This is a genomic window from Cobetia sp. PS-4MA, from assembly GCF_057670765.1.
Map to the genome: position 1 here is coordinate 2,501,150 of NZ_CM173107.1, position 24,001 is coordinate 2,525,150.

General features: G+C 63.3%; 19 protein-coding genes. 2 read left to right on the forward strand and 17 right to left on the reverse strand.

Going from position 1 to position 24,001, the window contains the following annotated elements; translation table 11 throughout:
* Positions 1 to 206: 206 nt before the first annotated feature.
* The 15 genes from AC26AR_RS10590 to AC26AR_RS10660 form a co-directional block, all read right to left on the reverse strand.
* The gene (locus AC26AR_RS10590; protein WP_488106994.1) at positions 207 to 1,379 is read right to left on the reverse strand and encodes a glycosyltransferase family 4 protein; all 1,173 of its coding nucleotides are present in this window, start codon (positions 1,377 to 1,379) and stop codon (positions 207 to 209) included.
* A 118-nt stretch (positions 1,380 to 1,497) separates the two neighbouring features.
* The gene (locus tag AC26AR_RS10595; RefSeq protein ID WP_077374048.1) at positions 1,498 to 2,616 is read right to left on the reverse strand and encodes a hypothetical protein; all 1,119 of its coding nucleotides are present in this window, start codon (positions 2,614 to 2,616) and stop codon (positions 1,498 to 1,500) included.
* 8 nt (positions 2,617 to 2,624) lie between these two features.
* On the reverse strand, positions 2,625 to 3,422 hold the full coding sequence (locus AC26AR_RS10600) for a glycosyltransferase family 4 protein (protein ID WP_341542219.1): 798 nt from the start codon (positions 3,420 to 3,422) through the stop codon (positions 2,625 to 2,627).
* A gap of 52 nt (positions 3,423 to 3,474) precedes the next feature.
* A complete protein-coding gene (locus AC26AR_RS10605; RefSeq protein ID WP_488106995.1) occupies positions 3,475 to 4,491 on the reverse strand; it encodes a phosphoribosyltransferase family protein in 1,017 nt (338 codons plus the stop codon).
* On the reverse strand, positions 4,488 to 5,609 hold the full coding sequence (locus tag AC26AR_RS10610; RefSeq protein WP_077374058.1) for a glycosyltransferase family 2 protein: 1,122 nt from the start codon (positions 5,607 to 5,609) through the stop codon (positions 4,488 to 4,490). The genes AC26AR_RS10605 and AC26AR_RS10610 overlap by 4 nt, the downstream gene beginning before the upstream one ends.
* Positions 5,599 to 7,077 (reverse strand): lipopolysaccharide biosynthesis protein, encoded by a 1,479-nt coding sequence (locus AC26AR_RS10615; protein ID WP_488106996.1) that lies wholly within the window; start codon positions 7,075 to 7,077, stop codon positions 5,599 to 5,601. The genes AC26AR_RS10610 and AC26AR_RS10615 overlap by 11 nt, the downstream gene beginning before the upstream one ends.
* Positions 7,068 to 7,901, reverse strand: a complete 834-nt coding sequence (locus tag AC26AR_RS10620) for a WbqC family protein (protein ID WP_488106997.1) — start codon at positions 7,899 to 7,901, stop codon at positions 7,068 to 7,070. The genes AC26AR_RS10615 and AC26AR_RS10620 overlap by 10 nt, the downstream gene beginning before the upstream one ends.
* Positions 7,902 to 7,904: 3 nt before the next feature.
* Positions 7,905 to 9,047 (reverse strand): DegT/DnrJ/EryC1/StrS family aminotransferase, encoded by a 1,143-nt coding sequence (locus AC26AR_RS10625; protein ID WP_077374068.1) that lies wholly within the window; start codon positions 9,045 to 9,047, stop codon positions 7,905 to 7,907.
* A gap of 96 nt (positions 9,048 to 9,143) precedes the next feature.
* A complete protein-coding gene (locus tag AC26AR_RS10630) occupies positions 9,144 to 10,454 on the reverse strand; it encodes an exopolysaccharide biosynthesis polyprenyl glycosylphosphotransferase (RefSeq protein ID WP_240499685.1) in 1,311 nt (436 codons plus the stop codon).
* Between the two features lie 54 nt (positions 10,455 to 10,508).
* The gene (locus AC26AR_RS10635; protein WP_084208242.1) at positions 10,509 to 12,728 is read right to left on the reverse strand and encodes a polysaccharide biosynthesis tyrosine autokinase; all 2,220 of its coding nucleotides are present in this window, start codon (positions 12,726 to 12,728) and stop codon (positions 10,509 to 10,511) included.
* 5 nt (positions 12,729 to 12,733) lie between these two features.
* Positions 12,734 to 13,867 (reverse strand): polysaccharide export protein, encoded by a 1,134-nt coding sequence (locus tag AC26AR_RS10640; RefSeq protein ID WP_077374075.1) that lies wholly within the window; start codon positions 13,865 to 13,867, stop codon positions 12,734 to 12,736.
* Positions 13,868 to 13,894: 27 nt separating this feature from the next.
* Positions 13,895 to 14,113, reverse strand: coding sequence for a hypothetical protein (locus AC26AR_RS10645; RefSeq protein WP_077374078.1), 219 nt, complete (start codon positions 14,111 to 14,113; stop codon positions 13,895 to 13,897).
* Positions 14,114 to 15,255: 1,142 nt separating this feature from the next.
* Positions 15,256 to 16,365 carry a glycosyltransferase family 4 protein gene (locus AC26AR_RS10650; RefSeq protein WP_077374081.1) on the reverse strand — a complete coding sequence of 370 codons (1,110 nt, stop codon included), beginning with the start codon at positions 16,363 to 16,365 and terminating at the stop codon, positions 15,256 to 15,258.
* A gap of 113 nt (positions 16,366 to 16,478) precedes the next feature.
* The gene (locus tag AC26AR_RS10655; protein WP_488106998.1) at positions 16,479 to 17,660 is read right to left on the reverse strand and encodes a glycosyltransferase family 4 protein; all 1,182 of its coding nucleotides are present in this window, start codon (positions 17,658 to 17,660) and stop codon (positions 16,479 to 16,481) included.
* A complete protein-coding gene (locus AC26AR_RS10660; RefSeq protein ID WP_077374088.1) occupies positions 17,657 to 18,661 on the reverse strand; it encodes a glycosyltransferase family 2 protein in 1,005 nt (334 codons plus the stop codon). Before AC26AR_RS10660 ends, AC26AR_RS10655 begins: the two co-directional genes overlap by 4 nt.
* A 500-nt stretch (positions 18,662 to 19,161) precedes the next feature.
* Between AC26AR_RS10660 and AC26AR_RS10665 the strand changes: the two genes are divergently transcribed.
* Together AC26AR_RS10665 and AC26AR_RS10670 are read left to right on the forward strand one after the other, a co-directional pair.
* A complete protein-coding gene (locus AC26AR_RS10665) occupies positions 19,162 to 19,923 on the forward strand; it encodes a sulfite exporter TauE/SafE family protein (RefSeq protein WP_167592983.1) in 762 nt (253 codons plus the stop codon).
* Positions 19,923 to 20,219 carry a hypothetical protein gene (locus tag AC26AR_RS10670; protein WP_303563997.1) on the forward strand — a complete coding sequence of 99 codons (297 nt, stop codon included), beginning with the start codon at positions 19,923 to 19,925 and terminating at the stop codon, positions 20,217 to 20,219. The genes AC26AR_RS10665 and AC26AR_RS10670 overlap by 1 nt, the downstream gene beginning before the upstream one ends.
* A 124-nt stretch (positions 20,220 to 20,343) precedes the next feature.
* On the opposite strand, the gene glmS is transcribed toward AC26AR_RS10670, so the two are convergent.
* Complete coding sequence (gene glmS / locus AC26AR_RS10675) at positions 20,344 to 22,296, reverse strand: glutamine--fructose-6-phosphate transaminase (isomerizing) (protein WP_084208238.1); 1,953 nt, start codon at positions 22,294 to 22,296, stop codon at positions 20,344 to 20,346.
* Positions 22,297 to 22,506: 210 nt separating this feature from the next.
* Complete coding sequence (locus tag AC26AR_RS10680; RefSeq protein WP_141392678.1) at positions 22,507 to 23,853, reverse strand: UDP-glucose dehydrogenase family protein; 1,347 nt, start codon at positions 23,851 to 23,853, stop codon at positions 22,507 to 22,509.
* Positions 23,854 to 24,001 lie beyond the last annotated feature (148 nt).

Below are 24,001 nucleotides of genomic sequence, written 5' to 3' on the forward strand. Positions count from 1 at the left end.
TACTCGGCAGACTGACACCGCGGGCTCGCGCCGTGTGGGCGTGGTAACGACAAGGCGATGACGACGTGAAGGTAACGGCGGCGCAGGCACCAGAAGGATGACGGCCTGACAGGTAACGTGGTCTGTCCATTATGCGCCTCTCGCGCGCACGCCGTTTCCGATATTCGCCGCACTGCATAGCAGCAAATCCGTCATGCTTTCGCCGCTCAGGCCGGTGACATCGCGCCGCGTCCCCGTCCGATTTCCGGCGCCAGGGTGTGCTGCATGCACCCGAGATAGGCCCGTACCACGATGGCCTGATCGAACTCGCGCTCGATACGCTCCCGTGAGGCCAGCCCCGCCGCCTCCAGGGCCTCGCGGGGCATTTCCAGGCAGGCCTGCATGTGCTGCTCGAGAGAGTCGATGCTGCCGGCCTCGCACAGCCAGCCAGTGGCCCCCGGCAGCACCGAGCTGCGACAGCCGGGCACGTCGCTGACGATGGCGGGACGCCCCATCGAGGCCGCTTCGAGTACCGTACGCGGCATGCCTTCTCGGTAGGACGGCAGCACCAGGATGTTGGACTCGGCCAGGAACGGCCTGACATCACGCTGTTCCCCCAGATAATGCAGCACGCCCCGCGCACGCCACTGGGCGATTTCCTCGTCACTGATCGCGGTACGGTTGCTGATGCCCGACGGCCCGATCAGCCAGAAGCGTGCCTGGGGATAACGCTCATGCAGGCGTTCCGCCGCTGCCACGTATTCCCGCACGCCCTTGTCGGCAATGAGCCGCGCGACCATCACGAAGGTCAGCGGCGGGCTCTGGGGCTGTTCGGTGAAGGCGAAGCGTTCAGGGTCGATCCCCGCACCGGGCAGCACCACGGAAGGTGTCGACTTCTGCAGCCCCATGCGCAGGAACAGCGCCTGGTCATCCCGGTTCTCGAAGAACACGCAGCGTGCGCCGCGATTGGCGATGCCGTAGAGCGCCCGTACCCGGCGGAACAGCCAGCTGTCGTGGAGGAAGGCGGTACCCAGTCCCGAGACGTTGTTGGTGTAGGGGATGTTGAGCAGGCGACAGGCAAGCCCCGAGTAGATATTGGCCTTGATGGTGAAGTTGAGGACATAGCGTGGCCTGAGCTTGAACAGCGTCATCAACAGCGCCATCAGGCTCTTGCCCTCACCCACGAGTGACGTGCCCTTGCCTTCCATCCCCAGCGGCCGATGCTCGACCTTGAGCTCATCGACCAGGCGCGCACTGTGTGCATCGGTGGGAGCGAGACACACCACGCGATAGCCCGTATCGCGCAGGCCCTCGATGACACCGCGATGGAAGTTGTAGAGGAAGAAGGACGAGTTGGAGACCAGCACCACCGTGGCGGGCCGGGAATCTGATGTCGGCATGTGGCTATCCTTGGCATGTGATGCAGAGGAACAAGCGAGGGGCACGGATCGCCTGCCCGGTGATCTGCCAGCCACAGGAGCGGCGGGAGGTGTACGGGCAGGCGATCAGCGCGAGGCGTCAGTCGAGCAAGGCCGGGCGGCGTTCCTGCTGCCAGCGGCGAATCAGCCCGGTGTCGTAGGCCATGCAGACCACGTAGATGACCAGGAACGGAAAGCGGTAGCGCACTGCCGTCCCGTAGTTGAAGACCACCAGTCCATAGATGGTGAAGGCGCCGATCAGGTACAGCAGCCAGAAGAGCGTCTTCTCGCGCTGGACCTGCCAGCATTGCAGGGTCAGCCAGACGAGGAAGACCACCACCAGCAGATTCTCGCCGGCCTGGATTAGCTGCAGCGGGTTGGCCGCCTCCCAGGGCAGCGGTTTGATCAGGAAGTACAGCGCCCCCTGGATGCCCGTGACCACGAAGTCGCCGAAGCCCTGGATGATCTCGACATCCTCCTTCTTGCCGCCATCCTCGATGTACATGGCCGCGCGGAAGAAGTTGATCTGGTCCACCGCCAGCGGATAGATGATCAGTACGCTGGCGACCAGACCGACCAGCAACCAGCAGAAGCGCTTGGTGGAAAGGCCACGGCGGCTGACGTCGTAGACCACGTAGACGCCGAGGAACACCAGCATGATCAGCATGTTCTGGAACTTGATCAGCCACAGCGGCATCAGCATCAGCAGTGCCCAGCCCGGTCGCCGTTCGATGGCCAGCAGGAAGCTGGCCAGCATGAAGCCCGTCACCAGGGTGTCGCGCAGACTCAGCGAGCTGTAGAGCACCAGACTCGGGTAGCAGAGCAGGAACAGCAGCACCGCATGCGAGATGATCCCGCGGCGCAGCATGACCATCAGCCCGCCGATGTAGAGAAACTTGTTGAAGAATCCCAGACTGGAAATCGTCTCCACCAGCGGCAATGGCAGCAGGGCCAGCAGGCTCGAGGAGAACGAGACGGTCAGCGAGTGATCCATCGAGTCCCAGTCCATGCTGCGCATGGCCAGTACCTGCTCCCAGTAACGGAACTGGTCCGGCATGTATTCCGGCGAGAACAGCACATTGTTGAGCAGGTAAGGCACCAGGCTGCTCAGACTCAGGATGATCGCGACGTTGCGGGTCACCCACCCGCGCACGAAGCCCACCATCACCAGTACCAGACAGACGAGCAGATTGGGCAGGTCGAGCAGTATGGCTTCCATGAAACGGCTCAGTCCCTGACGTCGGTGTGTGTAGCAGACAGGCCGGCATTGGCCGTGACGCGATACGTCGCCGATGCCCTGTCACCCGCAAACGCGGTGACCGGCACGGTCTGCGTGTCCCGTCCCTGCACGCGTGCGGGAGTCGCGGACGCGACTGACGGGCTGTCTTCCAGCTCTTGCGTGTTCATGCCTGCCGCCTGCATCAAGAGCCACAGACACCGCATCAAGGGCCCTTCTTCCAGCGCCGCAGACGATTCCCCGGCGTGCGCCGCGCCACCGATGCGCTGTGGCGCGAGATCCAGTTGCGCGGTATTCGCCTGCGGGATGCCTGCCTCGCTGGCCAGTGCCTGAGTGATCGCCTCGCTGGCCCCGATCACCAATGCCGCCTGCGGATACTTGAGCGCCATCGCACGTCTTGCCGCGTCGCGACGATTCCCCGCCGCTGCCAGCTCCTGCGCCAGCGCCGCGACGTGGTGGATGACCACCGGCACGCGCCGCCGATTGAGGCGCGCCGCCTTGAGCGCCGTCAGGTTGGCTTCCAGACCGCTGGACATCAGCACACAGGGCTTGTGGCGCGCCAGGTAGCGCGTCAGGGCCAATGACAGGGCCAACGGCCCCTGCCTGCCAAGCTCCACCAGACGCACGCCATGCGCCAGCGACGTGACGACGTCTTCCTCGGCATGCGGCAGTACCACATCCACCTCGTGTCCCAGGCGGGTCAGACCCGCGGCCAGCGCCAGCATCTGACGAGTCTCGCCATGATCGGAGCCGGCCGAGACGAATAGCGCCATCCTGTGCGTTTTCATAACGATTCCTTTGCAGTGGATGGACACCCCCGAGGGGGTGTCCGCGCGAGGTTCATGCCACTCGCTGGAAGACGCCCCGTGCCTGACGCTCCCAGGAAGCCGGCAGCAGCTTCATCACCCGGCGGATGCCACGCTTGCATTGGCGTGTCACCCACTTGCCACGCTGCAACTTCAGCATGGCCAGCCATTCGGGGTTGACCATCTGCTGGGCATCCACGCAGTAGACCGGCTTGCCGGTCATCTGCGCGATGCTGCTGGCCTGCCCCACTTCACTCTCGATGAACAGCCGACAGCCCGACTCGCGGTAATAGCCGGCCTTGTGGCTGGCATGACAGCCCAGTTTCAGTCGCGCTTCCTTGCTCGGCAGATCCAGCATGATCAGTCGCTCATAGGTCACGCCATGGCGCGCAAGCCAGGCCTCCGTCTCGGGGCGGTACTTCTCGAGACGGTTGGTGACCAGCGAGTGCACCCGGTAGGTGGGCAGATGCAGCGGGGTCGCCTCGAGCAGGAATCTGCGATAGCGCGGGCCGTCATCGTTGTCTTCGGGAGAAGGATCGAGACACAGCACGCCATCGATATCCACGCAGGCATCCTCCAGTGCCGGATGGTGGAAGAGGTTCCACTGGAAGGCGCGCGGGTGTTCGAGCTCGACGAGCGCCAGATCCACTTCATTGGTGACCCCGGGGTTGGCGTAGATCACACAGGTCATGATCTCGCAGGGGCAACCCGCCGGGATGCGCGCCAGGGAGGCCTTGAGCGAGGCACCGCTGTTGAGGCTGTCATCCACCAGCAGCACGCGACGATAGGCCCAGGCGGAACGTGTGCCTTCCTCGGACACCTCGTCGGCGGTGGACTCGCGCAACTTGCGCGTGATGCCCTTGCCGGGCACGCCATCCGCCAGGAAGGTATCGAGATCGGTACAGGCACGATTGAGCATCGCGCTGATCATGTAGGCCGGCACCATGCCACTGCGCGGAATGCCGACGATCAGGTCGAAGTCCCCTGCCTGCAGGCGTGACATCTGACTGGCGATGTCACGACCCAGATCGCCGTAGCTGCGATAGTTCATGCCGCTGCCTCCGTGTCCTTCGCCTGCCCGGGCGTGGCAGCCTTGCGACGCGTCAGCTTGGCGAACATGTCGCGGCGGACCAGCGACAGCACCTTGTTGCGCTGCATGTGGTGCAGATAGCCCAGCCCGCGGCGGAAGTTGGCGAGGCGCTGCTGGGTGGTGCCGGGCGCCATCACGTACTGCTTGAAATAGTGATAGAGCGGGATATACAGGGTATCGGCTTCCGGCAGCGTGCGCGTGGCGCCATAGAAGGTGTCGATGGCGGCCAGCATGTCGCGCTGGTAGCGCTGCTCGACCTCATGATCCTGCTGCTGGGAGGTCCAGGAGCCCTTGGCGTTGCGACGATAGACGCAGGCGGCATCCTCGTAATAGAGCGTCTCACCCAGCAGCGCCATGTAGGCCTGCAGGAAGAAGTCCATGATCGGCGCACCACGGTAGGATTCCAGCATGGCGTCCACATGCGACTCCACGCGGCGGAAGGTCAGCGCCGGTGACGGAATGGAGCCGCCCCGCAGCCCGATGATGGCCTCGGGGGAGAGGCGCGCGACGCTGTCGGCATAGCGGCAGATGATCGAATGCTCATCGCGATGCTCGTCATACTCGATGGCCGGGTGGAAGCACACGGTGGCACGCGGGTTGGCATCGAACAGCGCCACCTGACGCGCCAGCTTGTCGGCCTTGACCCAGTAATCATCCCCTTCGCAGTAGGCGATGATGTCGCCGCGCATCACCGGCATGCAGAAGGTGATGGGCCACACGTGCTGCGAGTACTGGTTCACGTCCTGCAGGATCGGCCGGATGATGGAGGGGTAACGCGCGGCATACTCCTCGATGATCTCGCGCGTGCCGTCGGTGGAGGCATCATCATGCACCACGATCTCGAAGGGAAACCGCGTGCGCTGCATCAGAAAACCATCCAGCGCCATCGCGATGTAGTCGCCGTGATTGAAGGCGAAGCACATCACCGAGACACGCGGCGTGGAGAGATTCCCCTCCCAGTCCGCCATGATGGTGGCTTCATCCGCCGGCGCCGGGGGAACCGGAATCGGCCCTTCCTCGAGGGCGCCCCCCGTGACCGGGGTACCCTGCGCCTGGGAATAGCTCAATTCAGCTAGCATGAAGATTCTCCACTTTCCGTTGTGAAAGACGATCTCGTATCAGACCAACACCCGACTGCCAGGCCGGAAAGCGCAGCAGGCAAGAGAGCAACAGGTAACTTGCGCCGGAGAGACATCCCAGTCCCAGCAGCGCCGCCCACGGAGACCAGTCTGGCGATGCCGCCAGATGCTCCACCGCCAGCCAGCAGCAAAGCGCGATGACCGATGACAGCATCAGGCTCGGCAGGAAGTCGACGCACTGCTCGCGGATGCTGTAATCGATCAGCGTTCGCGAGAACCACGCATTGGGGATGTAGGACAGCACTGCCACCACGATCTGACCGATCAGGATCGCGATCACGCCGTGTTGCCAGGTGAGCGCCAGCACCACGCAGATCAGCAGCTTCTTGATCACCTCAAGCCCCAGGAACAGGTCCGAGCGCCCCTTGACCTTGAGCACATTGAGGTTGAGCGAACTGAGCGGATACATGACGGCGGCAATGCACATCAACTGCAGATAGGCCACGGCGTCCAGCCAGCGGTCGGGGAACAGTGCCTCGAACAGCGGACGGGCCAGCGCCGCCATCAGCAGCACCCCGGGGAACAGCAGATAGACCATCAGCTGCAGAATGCGTCGATAGGCATCCTTCAGCCGCACCGGGTCATGCTGGATGCTGGCCAGGGCCGGGAAGGTCACGTTCTGGATCGCGGCGACCAGTTGATTGAGCACCAGCTCCTTGAGGCGATCCGCAAAGAAGAACAGCCCCGCCACCGAGGCCGCGAACAGCTTGGCGATCACCAGCACGTAGAGATTGACGAACACCACGTCCAGCATGCGCGACAGGAACATCTTGTAGCCGAAGCTGAACATGGCCTTGAAGGCGTCCATGTCGAAGGTCAGGTGCGGACGCCAGCTGCCCCACCACCACATCAGTGCCGTGGTCACGAAGGCCGCCGTCAGCATCTGGCCCACCAGCGCCCAGACCCCGAAGCCCAGCCAGCCCAGCAACACCGCGACGCTGCCCGAGATCACGCTGCCGGGGATGCCGGCCTTCATGCGGGTGCGAAAATCCAGTGCCCGGTTGAGCATCGCGCCCTGGATCACCTCGAAGGCGTTGATCAGCACCACCAGCCCGCCGATACGCACCAGCACGACAAGCCGTGGTTCGGCGTAGAAATCGGCAATCAACGGGGCGCTGAAGTACAGCAGCGCATAGGCCACCACCCCGAAGCCGATGTTGCTGAAGAAGGCGGTGCTGGCATCACGCGGGCCGAGAGTCGGCAGACGCAGGATGGCCTGCTGCAGGCCCGAATCCATCATGGCCGAGGCGATGGTCAGAAAGACCAGCACCATGGCCAGCAGCCCGAAGTCTTCCGGCAGCAGCAGACGGGCCAGCAGCAAGGTGACGATGCTGGCCATGCCACGGCGCAACAGCTGATCCATGAAATTCCACAGGATGCCGATGGTCGTCTTGTGGGTCAGTGACACGCGGCGACGCCTCCGGCTGCTTCTCGTGAAGAGGCGCGCGGGCGCGAAGCAGGCTCTGCAAGCGATGGCTGCCAGAGCTGATCCATGCCCTCAGCGGCGGGCCCCCAAGGTGCATCTCCCGACAGCAGGGTGTACTCCGCCAGCCGCGAGACGACGTCGGCGGGCGAGCACCACATCAGCACATCGATGATCGAGAGACTGCCGACGAACTCGCCCTCACGTGCGCCGGGCGTCGCCTGGCGGTAATCACTCGGATGGCTGGAGAGAAAGGACAGACACAGCCCTGCCTGCTCGAAGGCCTCCCCCCGGTAGAGCTTGCGCCCGCCGATACTGTTGACGTAGCCGCGCCCGCCGCGCTGGCGGGAAAGTTCAATGAGACGGTCCTGCGCCGACTGGCTGCGCTCGTAATCCATCTCGCTGGTCAGCGCGAAGCGACACTCGAGCCCCAGATAGCGGCAGATCGTCTCGAAGCTGAACTGGCACAGTGCCCCGATGCGGCGATCCTCATGCATGAGAATCGTCTGCAGCAGCGGCATGACCTCTGCGTAATGCGGCGCCTTGGCATAGGCATGGTGCAGAGTGGTCAACAGTGACTGGGGGGTCGGTGCGAACGACAGCTCGCTGATGCGCCGATTGGGTGAGGCATCCGGCACCGACAGCGTGAAGCGATGGGCCTTGCCGCCCAGCAGCACGCTGTTGCGGTTGATGTAGCCACGCGGGATGTAGGCGACGTCGTCATAGATGAGGAATTCGTCACAGGCGTGCATCAGCTGGAAGTAGCCCAGATGCGGCAACAGGTAGGGTTGCATGATCGCGATGTTCATTGTTCAGGCTGCCTTCTGATGCCGATCGACGATGACGCGCACCGCGGCGAGAATCTCGCTGACCTGAAGTCCCGAGAACAACGGCAGACACAGGATACGGCTGGCGATGTCTCTGGAATGCACGATCTCGGGCTGCTGGAAGTCCGCGTCCTGCAGGTCTGCCGCCGGTCGCCCCAGAAATGCCAGTGACTCCAGCGACGGGCAGAAATAGCGCCGCGGCTGGTAGCCTTCCCGCTCCAGACGCTGCATCACCTCCAGCAGGACACTTTCGCTTTCCAGAATGATCGGGAAATAGGCGTAGTTGAGGCTGACGCCCGGCTGACGTGCCTGAAGCTGCACGTTGCCCTGAAACGCCTGGGCATAGGCATGCCAGACCAGCGCGCGGCTCTCGAGGTTGCCCTCGATCTCGTCGAGCACGCACAGCCCCATGGCGGCCTGGAACTCGTTCATCTTGGCATTGATGCCCAGCTCCTCGATGCACTCGGGACCGGTGATGCCGAAGTTGATCATCTTGCGGGCACGCTCCAGGTCTTCCTTGCGCTTGAAGATGATCGCGCCGCCCTCGATGCTGTGGAACAGCTTGGTGGCATGGAAGCTCAGGGTGCTGGCATCCCCGTACGACAGCAGGCTGTTGCCACGGTAGGTCGCGCCGAAGGCATGGGCGCCGTCATAGATGACCTTGAGGTCGTGCTCTTCCCCCAGCGCATCGATGGCTTCCACGTCACAGGCGTTGCCGAACACGTGCACCGGCACGATGGCGCGGGTACGCGGCGTGATGGCTGCCTCGACCTGTGCGGGGTCCAGGCACAGGGTGGCAGGATCGATGTCCGCGAAGACCGGCTGCATTCCTTCCCACTTCAGGCTGCTGGCCGTGGCGATGAAGGTGAAGGGAGTCGTGATGACCTCGGCGGGTTCGCGCTGCCCGACCACGTTGTTGATCCCCAGCGCGCGATAGGCCACCTGCAGTGCCAGGGTGCCATTGCTGACCAGCAGCAGATGCTTGACGCCCAGATAGGTCTCCAGGCGCCGGGTCAGCTCCTGCTCCAGCGGGCCATGATTGGTCAACCAGCGGCTCTGGAAGATGGCATCCACATAACGATCGAAATTCTTCCGCTCGGGAAAATAGGGGCGCGTCACCGTGATCATGATCTCGACTCCTTTCGTGCATCAGACAATGGGTGGTAGCTCATGGGCCCCTGTCAGGTCGCGAGTGCCAGGGGTAACCGGAAGAAGGAGGGTCGGCTAGCGCGACCCGTTCCCGCTGATCACGATCCGGATGGTGCGAATCACCACCAGCAGATCCAGCCAGAAGGAAAAGTGCTTGATGTAGAAGAAGTCGTATTCAAGCTTGCGGATCATGCCCTCGACTTCCGCGGCATAGCCCTGCTCGACCTGCGCCCAGCCGGTGATGCCCGGGCGTACCACATGGCGGTAATGGAAGAACGGCACATCCTTGCGATACCAGTCCGCCAGATTCATCGATTCCGGACGCGGCCCGATCAGGCTCATGTCACCCTTGAGCACGTTGAACAGCTGCGGGAGTTCATCGAGACGGCACTTGCGGATGAAGCGCCCGACCCGGGTGATGCGCGGGTCACTGCCTTCCTGGGTGAAGCCGGCCCCCTTCATGCCGTCATACATGCTGCGAAACTTGTAGACGGTGAAGGGACGGCAATGAAAGCCCATGCGTGGCTGACGGAAGACCACGGGGCCCGGGCTGTCCAGTCGGATGGCCAGCGCGGTCAGCAGCATCACCGGTGCCAGCAGCGGCAGCAGCACCAGCGCCACGCTGAAGTCCATCCAGCGCTTGATGACCTCGTAATCCTCACGCGGCATCAGCGAGCCGAATTCATTGGCATAGAGGTGATCGAGCAGCACGCGGCCGGTGATCATCTCGTGGGCCTGGGTGGCGTGATAGACGGGAATGCGGTGGATCGTGCAGTCAGCGAGGAAGCTCTCCCACTCACGGGGCATCTCGGCACGCAGGTCTGCCACCACGCCATCGATGCGCCGCATGCCCACGAGGTCCGGCCCCTTGAGCGTCAGCCACTCGACCTCGCGACGCTGACACAGCGCCGGCGCCTTGCCGAACGGCACCACGGCAAAGCGCATGCGCCGGACATGGGTGTCGATGTAGTAGTAGGCCGTGCACAGGCTCACGGCGAGCAGGAAGGACAGGCCGACCTGATGGCGCGAGTAGTCGAGATCGAAGACCCCCAGCGCCAGCATCAGCATCAGATAGCAGATGACGATGGTGGGTACCACGTAGAGGTAGGAGCGGGTCCCCGGCAGGCGCGACAGGCGATTGACGGCGGTGATGGACAGCGTATAGGCCACCCCCGTGCCGATCATGGCGTGCCATTGGGCATCGCTGGTCAGCCACCAGCCGTGGTCACCGGGTACCAGCTCGTTGAGCCCCGCCTGGTAGAGTGCCGGCGCGATCACCACCACCAGCATGCCGAAGACCAGCTGCAGGCGTTTGCTGGCGATCAAGCGCTCGTAATGATGCGAGTAACGACGCTGGTGCTCCATCGATAAGGGTAAACCGCTCATCGTGCCATCTCCTCCGTGATTCAAGCGTCATGAGAGCCGTGCCGCGACACGGCATCAGGTATAGCTGTAGTTGTAATACCCGTAGTGCTGCTTATCCCCGGCCTGCTGCTCGATGGCATTCAAGATCGCGCCCTTGACGTGGATGCCGTTGTTCTCGAGCTTCTTGCGAGCATGTTCCAGCTCACGCACCTGGTTCATGCCGAAGCGCGCCACCATCAGGCTCGCGCCGACATGGCGCCCGATGATCAGCGCCTCGGTGACGGCGAGTACCGGCGGGGTATCGATGATGATCAGGTCATAGCGCTCTCCCAGCTGCTCCAGCAACTGGGCAAAGTTTTCCTGCATCAGGAGCTCGGACGGATTCGGTGGCGCCACCCCACGGCCCAGGAAGTCCAGGTTGTCGATGCGCGTGTGATAGATGACCTCTTCCAGAGGACTTGCGCCGCTGAGGACATCCGAGAGGCCGCCCTGCTCGGAGGTGCGCTGGAAGGCGTGGTGAAGATGTCCGCGCCGCATGTCGGCATCGATCAGCAGCACGCGCTGGCCGGCCTCGGCGCTCACCGCGGCCAGGTTGAGGCTCACGAAGCTCTTGCCGATGCCCGGACTCGGGCCGGTGAACATCACCGACTTGCGCTGATTGTCCAGCAGCGCGAAGTGCAGGCTGGTGCGCAGGCTGCGCAGCGCCTCGATGCTGATGTCGGAAGGCTGCGAGGTCGCCAGTACGCCCTGATAGATCTCGCGCCCGGACTTCTCGCCCTTGAGGCGCACGCGACGCATCATGCCCTGCTGCAGCGGCGAGAGCGGGATGGTGGCGTAGACCGGCAGGTCCAGGGACTCGATCTGTTCGGCGCTGTCGATGCCCTTGCGCATGGAATGCCGCAGCAGGATGCCCAGCACGCCCAGCAGGAAACCGGCCATCGCGAAGACCACCATCATCAGCGAGGTTCTCGGCGAGATGGGGCCAGGCTGCAGGACGGCGGGATCTAGAATCCGCACGTTGCCGACCGTACCGGCCTTCTTGAGGCGCACTTCTTCGCGCTTGTTGAGCAGCGCGACGTAGATTTCCTGGCTGACATTGACGTTGCGGTTCAGATTGAGCGCTTCGCGCTGCGCCGCCGGCAGCTGTTCCGCCTGCTTCTGGACCCGCGCCTTTTCCTGATTGAGGGAGTCACGACGCGCCACCAGTGCCCGATAGGCCGGGTGCTCATGGGTGTAGGCACGCGACAGCTCCGCCAGTCGCAGCTTGATCTCGGTCAGCTGGTTGTCCAGCCCCACCAGGTTCTCCATCACCTGCTGGCTCTCGGCGGTCAGGTCCACGGAATCGCGGCGGCGGCGATAGTCGTTGAGGGCGGATTCCGCCTCATCGAGCTGGCCGCGCAGCGTCGGGATCTGGTCACCCAAAAAGCCCAGCTGGTTGTCGGCCTCGGCGGATTCGCGCTCGATGTTCTGCTGCAGGAAGACGTCGGTGATGGTGTCCAGGGTGCTGACGATGGCCTGCTGGTCGCTGCCGGACAGACTCAGGGTCACCACGCCGGTATCGCTGCCGTTGCGCTCGGCGGTGAAACGCGACTTGATGGAGTTGATGGCACTGAGGTCCGAGATGCTGGTCAGCGCGAAGCGCGCCCCGGGGCTGGCCTCCATGCGCTGGACGAAGACCTTGATGTCACCGGACAGCGCATTCTCGCCCACCGTGCCATGCATCAGCAGGTTGCCCTCGGCGTCCAGCAGGCGATAGTGCTGCTCATCGACCACTTCCAGGGTCAGCGTCTGTCCCTGCCACTGGCCGCCAAGCTCCAGCGTGGTGACCTTCAGGACGTCATCCCCCCAGGCATATTCATTGCCGCCGAGACTCTCCGGCAGACGCATTCCGCGATGGGACAGCCAGTCGCCGATGACGGGGTAGCGCACCGGTGTGACGACGATGTTGAGACGCTCACGCGCCACGGCCTGCCCGAGCACCAGCCGCGAGGCCAGGATCTCCAGCTCGTCACTGGTACTGCCCTCCTCGGGGCCTCCGGACTGACCCGTCAGCGTGCCCAGCAGGCTGGCGCTGCCGCCCTTGTCCTCGATCTGGATCAGCGAGTCAGCCAGATAGATGCGCTGTTGGCTGCCGACCACATAGATGCCGATCAACGTCAGCAGCACGGTGCTGGCGATCAACCACCAGCGACGATGCCAGAGCAGTGCCAGCAGGGTGCTGAAGTCCAGGCGACGCGTCGCGTCCCGGCCAGCGTCACCGGAAGATGGCGGCATGGGAGAAGTGAACTGATTCATGGACCTCAATCTCCCTCGATGTCGTCGATGACCGAGACGAAGGCCCCGGTACTGGTGACCGACGGCAGCAACTGACTCAGCACGCGGTTCCAACGGCTGACCGGCGCCGCGGTGACATAGACCACATCCCTGGGCTGCAGCGGGAAGCGTGCCCCCAGCATCAGCGAGGTGGCATCGGAGATATCGAGCACATAGACGGTGGCGAGCTTGTCAGCGTCCGGGCCGTTCTCACGGACCACGAAGACACCGGAGGGGTCGGCACGGTCCTCATCCACGCCACCGGCGCGTGACAGGGCATCGGTCAGACTCAGACGCTCGTTGCCCACCGGCATGTTGCCGGGCTTGAGGACCTGCCCCAGCACGAAGACGTTCTGGTCGGTCGCCACCGGGATGTTGATGACGTCGCCATCGTGCAGCAGGCGGTTCTCACGCATGTTGCCCTGCTGCAGCAGCTGATAGAGGCTCAGGTGCTCCTGGTGGCCGTCGCGGGTCAGGGTGATGTCGTGGGTATTGGCGAGTTCGGTGACACCACCACTGGCACTGATGGCATCGATCAGGGTCAGGGGCACATCGGTGACCGGCACGAAGCCCGGCTCACGGACCGCGCCGCTCAGATAGACGCGCTGCGAGCGGAACTGGGCGACGGAGACGTTGACCTGCGGGTCGGTGATGAAGCGTGACAGGCCACGCACCAGCGAGGCGCGCACCTCATCCACGGTCATGTCCTTGACGTTGATGCGCCCGACGTAGGGGTAATACAGCGTGCCATCCGGCTGCACGATGTAGGTCAGCGCTTCCACCGTCTGGCGCTGAACGCCCGTCTCCTGGGCCAGATCCAGCGGCGTGCTCAGATTGATGGCCAGGATGTCACCGCCACCCACGCGGTAGACGTAGCGCTTGATGTCATCCACCAGCGCGTCATCGGCCGGGGCTGTCTGAGCCGGGAGTGCGCGATAACTGCTGATCAAGGCCGGCGTGATCGGGCTGACCGTGACATGGTCCGACAGCGGCGCCGTCTCGACCTCATAGTCCATATGGCCGCCAGGGGCGAAGGCACAGCCTCCCAAGGCGGCCAGCATTATCGCCAGGGAAACTCCCCGCAGCGTCGATCTGGTCGATCTCTTCATAACCTCTGTCATCCCCTGTAAGCCCTGCGCTCTGCTCGATCACATCCTGATCGGCGCATTCATCGTGTATCCGGACACGCTACCGCCCCGAGGAATCGGCTTTCTCCCCTGCAGCACGTGGAAATTCTGTGACGTTCCCTTGCGAGACAGGCGCGAATCATTCCCTGCCTCCGCCAGCGCGCCGTTGAACGAACGGTGACCTGTCAGGATCGACCCAATCCCGACATGTACCGGATCATGAAAATCATCCAACGGCATCAGACCATCCTGGTCCATGACACGGTCTGAAGAATCAGCACAACTCATCATGACGACATGAAAGATAATCACGGCATCTTCATCGATGACTCATGACTCTCATACTCGACATCATCAGTATCGTCATTGAAGGATGACTGATAGCGTGATCAGCCATTACAGGAGGGCATAAGAACGAAAATGAGGACTCATTTTCGCCGGTATTTCAGAGATCTCTCGACACTTTCCCGAGTATCAACAACGCATCACGAGAAGGCCTGGGTGAATCGTGAAACGTCAATCTCCGCATTGCATCACCGGATGAGCAAGGGCGAACCCTCTGCATCCGGCATCAGGAGAAGATGACATTCACGTATTCTGGAGTGGTGAGACACAATGAAATACAGCAACTTGCGACCAGTTCGTACCTGCCTGACTTCCTGTCGGCCTTTCCATTCTCTTCTCCCATGCCACGAACTGGCGCCATCGAGACTGACAGCAGCGATCAGAACGTCACAGGGATTTCGTGATGGATTCGGCACTTGACCATCATCAAATCACCCTCTCATCTACGATGAATCGTGAATAATCACGTCTTAATCGGCGTGACATCATCGATATTTCATGAGGTGGCGATCTGCTTGATTTTCAATGTCTGATTACGGACTTGATAATAAATTAATCGACCACAACAGCAAGGCGTAAACTCTCTTTCACGACGATTGTATTGCCGCACTTCACTTTAGACTGCTTTCTCTCATCTCAAGTATTAGTAGAGCGATGACATGAATGAATCGCCAACCGCTGAGAGCCACTCATCCTGATGCCACACCTGACTGACATCCGCATGAACCTCATGACCCAGCGCTCCCCATCATCTGGCATGAGACGTCTCATTCAGGTGGCCGCATAGCGCCATTCCCCATTTCCAGGACAAGAAAAAGGGCAACCGATCATCGCATCGATTGCCCACTCTTCTGACTGCCATGTCCAGCGCCAGACCCCGCATCTCAAGCCCGCATCTCAAGCCCGCTTTTCAAGCGCACTTTTCAGGCGCACCTTTCAGGTCCGCACCTTTCAGGTCCGCACCTCAGGCCCCATTCTTCAACCCCGCAGGGCCCCATGCGCACTCTTCTCCCATTCGCCACCCTCGCCCTGCGCGTTCAGACCGAGACTTCGGGTGCCGCATCCAGCTCGCCTTGCAGCCGGCTGGTGTAGAGCTCCAGATGCCCGGCCAGCGCCGTGTTGATGTGGTAGCTGCCGCCGTGGCGTCGCGCGTTGCGCGCACAGCTGCGTCGCAGCTCCTCGTCAGCCACCAGGCGGGTGAGAGCATCGGCATAGCGCGCCGGCGTCTGCTCATCCACCACCAGCCCGTTGCCGACCCGATGCACGACTTCTGCGCAGCCACCGACGTTGGTGACCAGCACCGGCAGCCCGCTCAGCGTGGCTTCCAGCAGCGAGATCGGCAGTCCTTCCCAGGCAGACGACATCAGGAAGATGTCCGATGAGGCCAGAAGCCCCGCCACATCCGAGATGTTGCCCAGCAAGGTGACCTGATCCTCGAGCCCGGCGTCACGGATCTGCGTGACCAACTCGGCCTTGAGCGGCCCCTCCCCGGCGATGCTGAGCGTGACATTCAACCCCTGTGCCTTGAGGCGGCGGCAGCTCTCGAGCATCAAGGGATACTGCTTGGCTTCGGTGAGACGTCCGATGGCTGCCAGCTTCACCGGGGTATCCAGCGCCGTCATCTGCCAGCCGCTGTGCTTGAGGCGTGCCCCCGAGACGGCATTGTCGATCTGGACCACCGGCCGCCTGACCAGCGGCGCAAGCTTGCGCGTGCAGGCGTGACAGATGCCGACATAGGCGCTGACGCGACGATCGAACAGTCGAAACAGCCAGTTGGGCGCCCCCAGCTCGATACTGTGCACGGTCATGATCACCGCAAGCTTTCGTGGCAGCAGGAAGGCGAACATCAGCGCGTAGTAGAGATGGCAATGCACCACATCCGGGGCGAATCGATTCACTTCCGCGCGCAGCCGCGTGCCGCCCCGCCAGGGACGGCGACGCGTGTCGGCGCCCAGAAACGAATGACTGATGCCCGCCTGACTCAGCTGGGCCAGGAAGTGCCTTTCATAGTCCAGATCTCGCCCGCACTGCTCAGCGGTTTCCAGAAACGTGACATGAACGCTGTGCCCCGCCGCGACCATGGCAAGGCTCAGGTCCTTGACGTAGACCTCGGCACCTCCTGATGCGGGGGTCGAGATGACATGCATGATTCTCACGGCGATAGCCTCCTGCTGTCGTACCTGAAGATTCGTATCCGATAGCGCGAACGCGAGCCCCGAAAGGAGGGCTCGCAAATCACATGTCTGGTGCCTGACTCAGCTCAGATGACACGTAGCAGTGCCGGGGCTTCCAGTCCCTCCAGCACGGCCTGCCAACTGGCCTCGACGGTACGGCGCGAAAACCGCTCCAGGCCGTAATCGACATTGGCACGCAGGCGCGCAAGCACTTCATCATCACCGAGCACGGCGCCCAGCTGCTGACTGAACGCTGCCACATTGCCCTGCTCGACCAGATAGCCATTGATGCCATGCTTGAGGATCTCGCGGGGCCCGGCCGGGCAGGCGAAGCTGATGCAGGGCACGCCACAGCTGAGCGCCTCGACCAGTACCAGCCCGAAGCCTTCGAAGCGTGATGACAGCACGAACAGGTCTGCCGCGGCGTACTCGCGCCGGATGTCGCTGCACTGGCCGGGCATCTGAAGCTGGCGCGTGATGCCAAGCCGCTCCGCCTGCGCCTCCAGCGCCTCGCGTGCATCACCCTCGCCGACGATGCGCAGCACCCAGCCATCACGCGATTCGGCGGGAATCGCCGCCCATGCCTCCAGCAGCAGATCAAAGCCCTTCTGGTGCGTCAGACGCCCCACCGCCACCGCTACCTTCGGCGCGACGGTCTCAGAAGGCGCCACTGCGGGCGGCGCGGCGGCGGCGTCCTGCAGCCGGGCCTGACGCTGGAGGATCTCGTGCTCCAGCGGATTGAGGTTGGGCACGACGCTCAGACGCTCGGTGGACTGGGGGAGCAGCTGCTCCCAGTATTCGCGGTCCTCATGGGAAAGCACCACGATACGATCGGCCCGCCTGGCCGCGAGACGCCGCGCGGCATTGCGCCGTGGCACGCCGAGATCCGAGGTGGCATTGAAGTGTTCCCAGCAGAGATAGCGCGTGCGCCGCAGCAGATAGCTGGGCAGCAAGAATGGCAGGAAACCGATGCTCTCGACCACGATCACCACGTCCGGTCGCTTGCGCAGCACCATCCAGAAAAGCCGCAGGAACAGCAGCACGCCGCGCAGCGCCCCCAGATGCTGACGTTTTGGATACAGCGATTCATGCACGATATCCTCGTGCAGGGGATAGGGGCTGTCGGCAGGGCCATGCTCGCTGACCACCTCCACCTGATAGTCACCGCTGGCCGCCAGCATGTTGGCGGTATCGGCGCAGGCACGCTCGGTGCCGCCGGTGCGCGACTGGGCGCCGGTGTAGAACAGGATATGCTTGCGAGTGCTCATGACGCGTATTGGCTCCGCCGAATCAATTGCCGGGACAGGGAAGGACTGAACGCATAGCTCATCAGCAACGCCTTTTCCTTCAACGACAGCTGACGCAATGCCGCCCAGGATGACTGGCGCAGCTGAGACATCACCACCTGCCTCACCTGGTCATCGTCGTGGGTCTTGTTGATGGCCTGGCGCATGATGAAGCTCACACCGACGAAGCGCAGGGCGCGAATCTCCAGCAGTGCCAGGCCGTGGGCGGCCGCGAACTGCTCGCGGTAGCGGGAATCGAACACCTGCCAGCTGCGGTGAAATCGGGCCAGCTCGCGATTGCCGAAGGGCTTGCGGGTCAGAGAACCGTCGCTGCGCTTGTCGAAGCGATACAGCACTTGGGGCAGATAGAGAACGCGTGCCGCCCGACCGAACAGCTCGAGGTTGTAGAGACCATCCTGGGAAACAGGAAGGTCAGGAAAGCTCAGGGCGCAGGCGAGATCGGCGCGGATCGCCTTGCCCCAGGGAGCGGAGACGATGCGGTCGTGCATGAAATCGGTGAAGGCCTGCATCTGGGTGCGCTCAAGGGGCTGGCTGCACAGTGGCGTGCTCTCCCGCTCTCCCTGTGGCCCCTGCAGGCAATAACGGAACACCACCACCTGCGGGCAATCGAAGGCCACGATCTGCGCCTTGAGCGTATCCAGGGCGCCGGCCACGAAGGTGTCATCCGCATCGCAGAACAGCACATAGCGGCCACGTGCCAGACTCAGGCCATGGTTGCGGGTCGGCCCGGGCCCGAGATTCTCGGCATTGCGGCGCAGTACCAATGAGGTCGGTGGCCGGGCGGCGTGACTGCGCTCCACCCGCAGAAAGGAATCATCCGAAGAGGCATCATCGATGATGATGTGTTCGTAAGCGGTGTCGTTGGCCGCGAGACTGGCGATGCAGCGCTCTAGCCCGTCACCCGAATTGTGATTCGGCGTCACGATGGTGAAGAAAGGAGATTGTGCTGCGTTGCGTTCCATGCCCGGATATCCATGTGGCGGTGCTTGTCCATCAGGGGCTCACGCTCAGGCCGTGTTCATCACTGCCAGGCATCAAGCAAGGAGGCCAATGAATCTGTCGGCTGGCTTGCCCTGCCAAAGCCCGGCCCAAGCCACCAGCGACATCATGTGGCCGCAAATGGCGACACTTCATGCCCCCTTGTTCACCACAGACTAATAAGCTGCTGATATTCAAACAAGGCGACATGTCGCCAAAAACCGAATTCATGAGGGTTCATGTCGCAAACTCCTTGCATCTCATGCGTAAACTAAGCAATTCAAGACCACTAAATTACCTATGCAAGTTTGAGCAGGATGGGCCGAGCTGCTGACACGCTTCATCCGCGAAAGCTCACATGACTCACCCTCGCCGGCTGGCAGCCACGAGACTGTCGCCCTTTTGCGGCTGGCCCGCGCTATCATGGCAGCGCAATGCCTCCACCCTCCCCTCGCGCCGAACGGGGCCACCCAACGGAGTCACCATGACCCTCTGGCAACTCGCTGCCATCCTGTTGAGCCTGGCACTGGCCAGCTACATCCAGACCCTCACCGGCTTTGCCTTCGGGCTCATCGTCATGGGCCTGCTGGCCACTCTCGATGTCCTGCCCATCGAGAGCGCCGCCCTGCTATGCGCCCTCTTGAGCCTGTTCAACAACTGCATGGCACTGCGGGGCCACTGGCGAGAAATCGACCTGCGCCTCGCGCGGCGACTGCTGGTCACCAGCCTGCCGCTGCTGCCGGTCGGCTATTACCTGGCCACCTGGCTGGGAGAGGAGCGCGCGCCCCTGCTCGGCATGCTGCTGGGATGCGTGATCCTGATCGCCTGCCTGGCACTGCTGATGCAACCCAAGCCGCGTGAGACGCTGTCTCCCCGTTGGCACTTCCATGCCGCCGGCGGGCTCTCGGGCCTGATGGGTGGGCTGTTCGCCGCCAACGGGCCGCCGCTGGTGGTAATGCTCTACCGCCAGCCGATGACGCTGGTGGCGATCCGCTGCACCCTGTTCGCTGTCTTTCTGGTCGGGGGCGCCATGCGCATGGGGCTCTCGATCATCTCTCCCGGACGCGCCGGCGAGCACCTGAGTGAACTGCTGATGATCGGTGCCGCAGGCGTGTTCGTGGTCATCGCCTTCACGGAGCTCGCACGCCGCTTCCCACCCCCGCTCAGTGACCATCACCTCCGCCAGGTGGCCTACGCCATCCTGCTGGTCTCCAGTGGCAATCTGATCCTCAAGGGGTTGATCTGATGCGCGATATTCCACCGTCACAGGTCGAGGAAGCGCCGGGAGAGGAAGGCTTCATCGAACTGGCGCCAGGCACACTGGAGGCCATCAAGGCCGCGGGCAGGAAACTCGACGATGACGTCAAGGCGGGGCGTGTCAGCTCAGGCAGTTCACGCTGGATCACGGGGCCGGGGGGAGATCGTTTCTGTATTCGTCATCAGGGCCCCACCCCCGAGCCCCCGGACACCTGCGAGACGGACACCACAGCCGGGCGGCGCAGCTGGTGGCGCCGTCTGTCGTCATGGGTCCTGCCGGGCTGAGCTGCATCAAGCAGGCAGCGTCAGGCAACCGCCGGCGGCATGATGCGCGCACACGAAAAAAGGGACTGCCCATGGGCAGTCCCTTTCGTCTTCATGCGAGACACAATTCAGTGCCCGCGCGGGATCACTCTACCGTGACACTCTTGGCGAGATTGCGCGGCTGATCGACATCGGTGCCCTTGAGCACGGCGACGTGATAGGACAGCAGCTGCAGCGGGACCGCATAGACGATCGGCGCGAGGAAGCGACACACCCCCGGCACGGTGACGACGTGCACGCCCTCACCGGCCTTGAGGCTGACTTCCGGGTCGGCGAACACGAACAGCTGGCCGCCACGCGCGCGGACTTCCTGAAGGTTGGACTTCAGCTTCTCCATCAGGTCATCCATCGGCGCGACCGCCACCACCGGCATGTCCTCATCGATCAAGGCCAGCGGGCCGTGCTTGAGCTCACCCGCCGCATAGGCTTCGGCGTGGATATAGGAGATTTCCTTGAGCTTGAGCGCACCCTCCATCGCGATCGGGTACTGGCTGCCGCGCCCGAGGAACAGGGTGTGATGGCGATGCATGAACTTCTCGGCCAACTGGGCGATTTCCCCGTTCAGCCCCAGCGATTGTTCGATGACATGCGGCAGGTCCTTGAGACGCATCAGCAGCTGACGCGTGAGCAGGTCATCTTCCTCGTCCTGCGGCTGTCGACGGCTCTGGCGCAGGGCCAGCGTGGTCAGCATCAGCGCCACCAGCTGGGTGGTGAAGGCCTTGGTGGAAGCCACCCCGATCTCCGGCCCGGCATGGGTCAGCAGTGACAGATCCGACTCACGAACCAGCGAGCTTCCCGCCACGTTGCAGATGGCCAGACTCGCCAGGTAATGCCCTGCTTGCGGCCCCTCGCGGTTGAGCTTCTGGATATCCCGCAGGGCCGCCAGCGTGTCGGCGGTCTCGCCGGACTGCGACAGGGTGATGAACAGCGTGCCCGGGGCCGCGACACGCTCGCGGTAACGGAACTCCGAGGCCACCTCGACCTGCGCCGGAATGCCGGCGACCTCTTCGAGCCAGTAACGCGCCACCATGCCGGCGTGATAGCTGGTCCCGCAGGCGATGATCTGCACCTGACGCACATCGGCCAGCAGCTGCGTCAGTCGCTCGACATCGACGACTTCCCTGCCCTTCTCGGCGCCATCATCCGCGGCCAGGAAGGAATGGCGCGAGACCTCGAAGGCCTCCAGGCGCACGCCCTGCGGGTCGAGACGCTCGGCCAGGGTACGCGACAGCACGGTGGGCTGCTCCATGATCTCCTTCATCATGAAGTGGCGATACTCACCCTTGCCCGCCGCTTCGACGCTGTGCTCATAGCGCACCACTTCGCGGGTCACCGGCGTGAGCTCATCCTGCTCGGCGCCGCGTTCCAGCACCTGGATGCCACTCGGGCTGATGGCCACCATGTCGCCCTCATCCAGATAGATGAAGCGGTCGGTGACCGGCAGCAGTGCCAGCGGGTCAGAAGCGATGAAGTGCTCCTCGATTCCCACACCCACGACCAGCGGGCTGCCCTGGCGGGCGCCGACCAGCAGCTCGGGATTCTGCTGTTCCATCACCGCCAGCGCGAAGGCGCCATCCAGACGCGCGGTGACCACATTGACCGCCTCCGGCAGCGCACGGCCAGCGCGCAGTTCGCGGTCGACCAGATGCGCGACCACCTCGGTGTCCGTCTCGGAAGTGAAGTCATAGCCCTCCTGCTCCAGCTCACGGCGCAGCGCCTCGTGGTTCTCGATGATGCCGTTGTGCACCACGGCCACGCGCTCGCTCGAGAGGTGCGGGTGCGCGTTGTGCTGGGCCGGACGCCCGTGGGTGGCCCAGCGGGTATGGGCGACGCCGATGGCACCGGACAGCGGCGCTTCACGCAGCTCGTCCTCCAGCGCGCGGACCTTGCCGACGGCACGCGCACGGCGCAGTTCACCGGCGGGGTCGATCACGGCCACGCCAGCGGAGTCGTAACCCCGGTATTCGAGGCGATGCAGCCCCTCGATGAGAATCTTGCTGATGTCACGCTGAGCCAGGCCGGCAACGATGCCACACATGGAAAGCTCCTTGTCTGCTGCCGCCCCGTGCCAGGCACGGAGCGGTTCGAACGAATGGGGGGCAAGGCGGTGCCCTTGCAGAGGTCACGGACGCGACCGCCTTGCCGAGAGGCTGAGTCAGAGAACTGAGCCAGAGGGCTGAGTCAAAGACTGAGTCGGGATGCCGCGACGACGGCTTGCAACCGCACGTGTCGCAGGCCGCCGCCTGGGTCAGTCGCGCGTCAGCGCCAGGGTGTCGCCACGGCCGACCGCGTAATACATCAGGCCGGCAGATTTCATGGCGGACGGTTCGAAGAGGTTGCGGCCATCCACCACCACCGGGAAGGCCAGCTGGGTCTTGAGCCAGCCGGCATCCAGCGTGCGGAATTCCTTCCACTCGGTGCAGATCACCAGCGCATCCGCGCCCTTGACCGCCTGGATGCGATCCGCCACCAGCACCAGGTCATCGCGCTCGCCGTAGATGCGGCGTGTCTCACGCATGGATTCCGGGTCATAGGCCTGCACCTTGGCACCCGCCGCCCACAGCGCTTCCATCAGCGTGCGGCTCGGCGCGTCACGCATGTCATCGGTGTTCGGCTTGAAGGCCAGCCCCCAGACGGCGATGGTCTTGCCGGCGAGATCGCCATCGAAGGCACGTGACAGCTTCTCGAACAGCGTGACCTTCTGCCGCTTGTTGACGGATTCCACCGCGGTGAGCAGCTCGGCCTCATAGCCGATCTGGCTGGCGGTACGCGCCAGCGCCTGGACATCCTTCGGGAAGCAGGAGCCACCGTAGCCACAGCCCGGGTAGATGAAGTGGTAACCGATGCGCGGGTCACTGCCGATCCCGCGGCGCACTTCCTCGATATCCGCGCCCAGGCGCTCGGCCAGGTTGGAGATCTCGTTCATGAAGCTGATCTTGGTGGCCAGCATCGCGTTGGCGGCGTACTTGGTCAGCTCGGCGGCGCGCACATCCATGAACATCAGCTTTTCATGGTTGCGGTTGTAGGGGGCGTAACATTCGCGCATGCGCTCGCGCACCTTCTCGGAATCGGTGCCGACCACGATGCGGGCCCCACGCGTGAAGTCCTCCAGCGCCGCGCCCTCCTTGAGGAATTCCGGGTTGGAGCAGACATCGAAATCCACGCTCACGCCGCGGTGCTTGAGCACTTCAGCCACGCGGGCGTGCACGCGGTCTGCCGTGCCCACCGGCACGGTGGACTTGTCGATGATGACCTTGTAGTCATCCATGTACTCACCGATGCTCTCGGCCACCGCCAGCACGTACTTGAGGTCAGCACTGCCATCTTCATCCGGCGGCGTGCCCACGGCGATGAACTGCAGCACGCCGTGCGCGACGGCCTCGCGGGCGTCGGTGGTGAAGCTCAGACGGCCGGCTTCCACGTTGCGCAGCAACATGCTCTCGAGTCCCGGCTCATAGATGGGAATCTCGCCCTGCTTGAGGCGCTCGATCTTGGCGGCGTCCACGTCCATGCACACCACATCATGTCCCACATCGGCCAGGCAGGTACCGGTAACCAGGCCTACATAACCGCTTCCGAAAATCGTGATCTTCATTGAATGTCATCCTTGTTGGCCTGACGGCCATCTCGAGTGTGAACGCAATGCGCCAAAGCGATGCATGAGCGATACCGGTCGGGGCGGATCTCCCACTGCAGGGAGACCGTGAACCACTGACAGATCGCCCCTCGGCCCGAATCCGGCG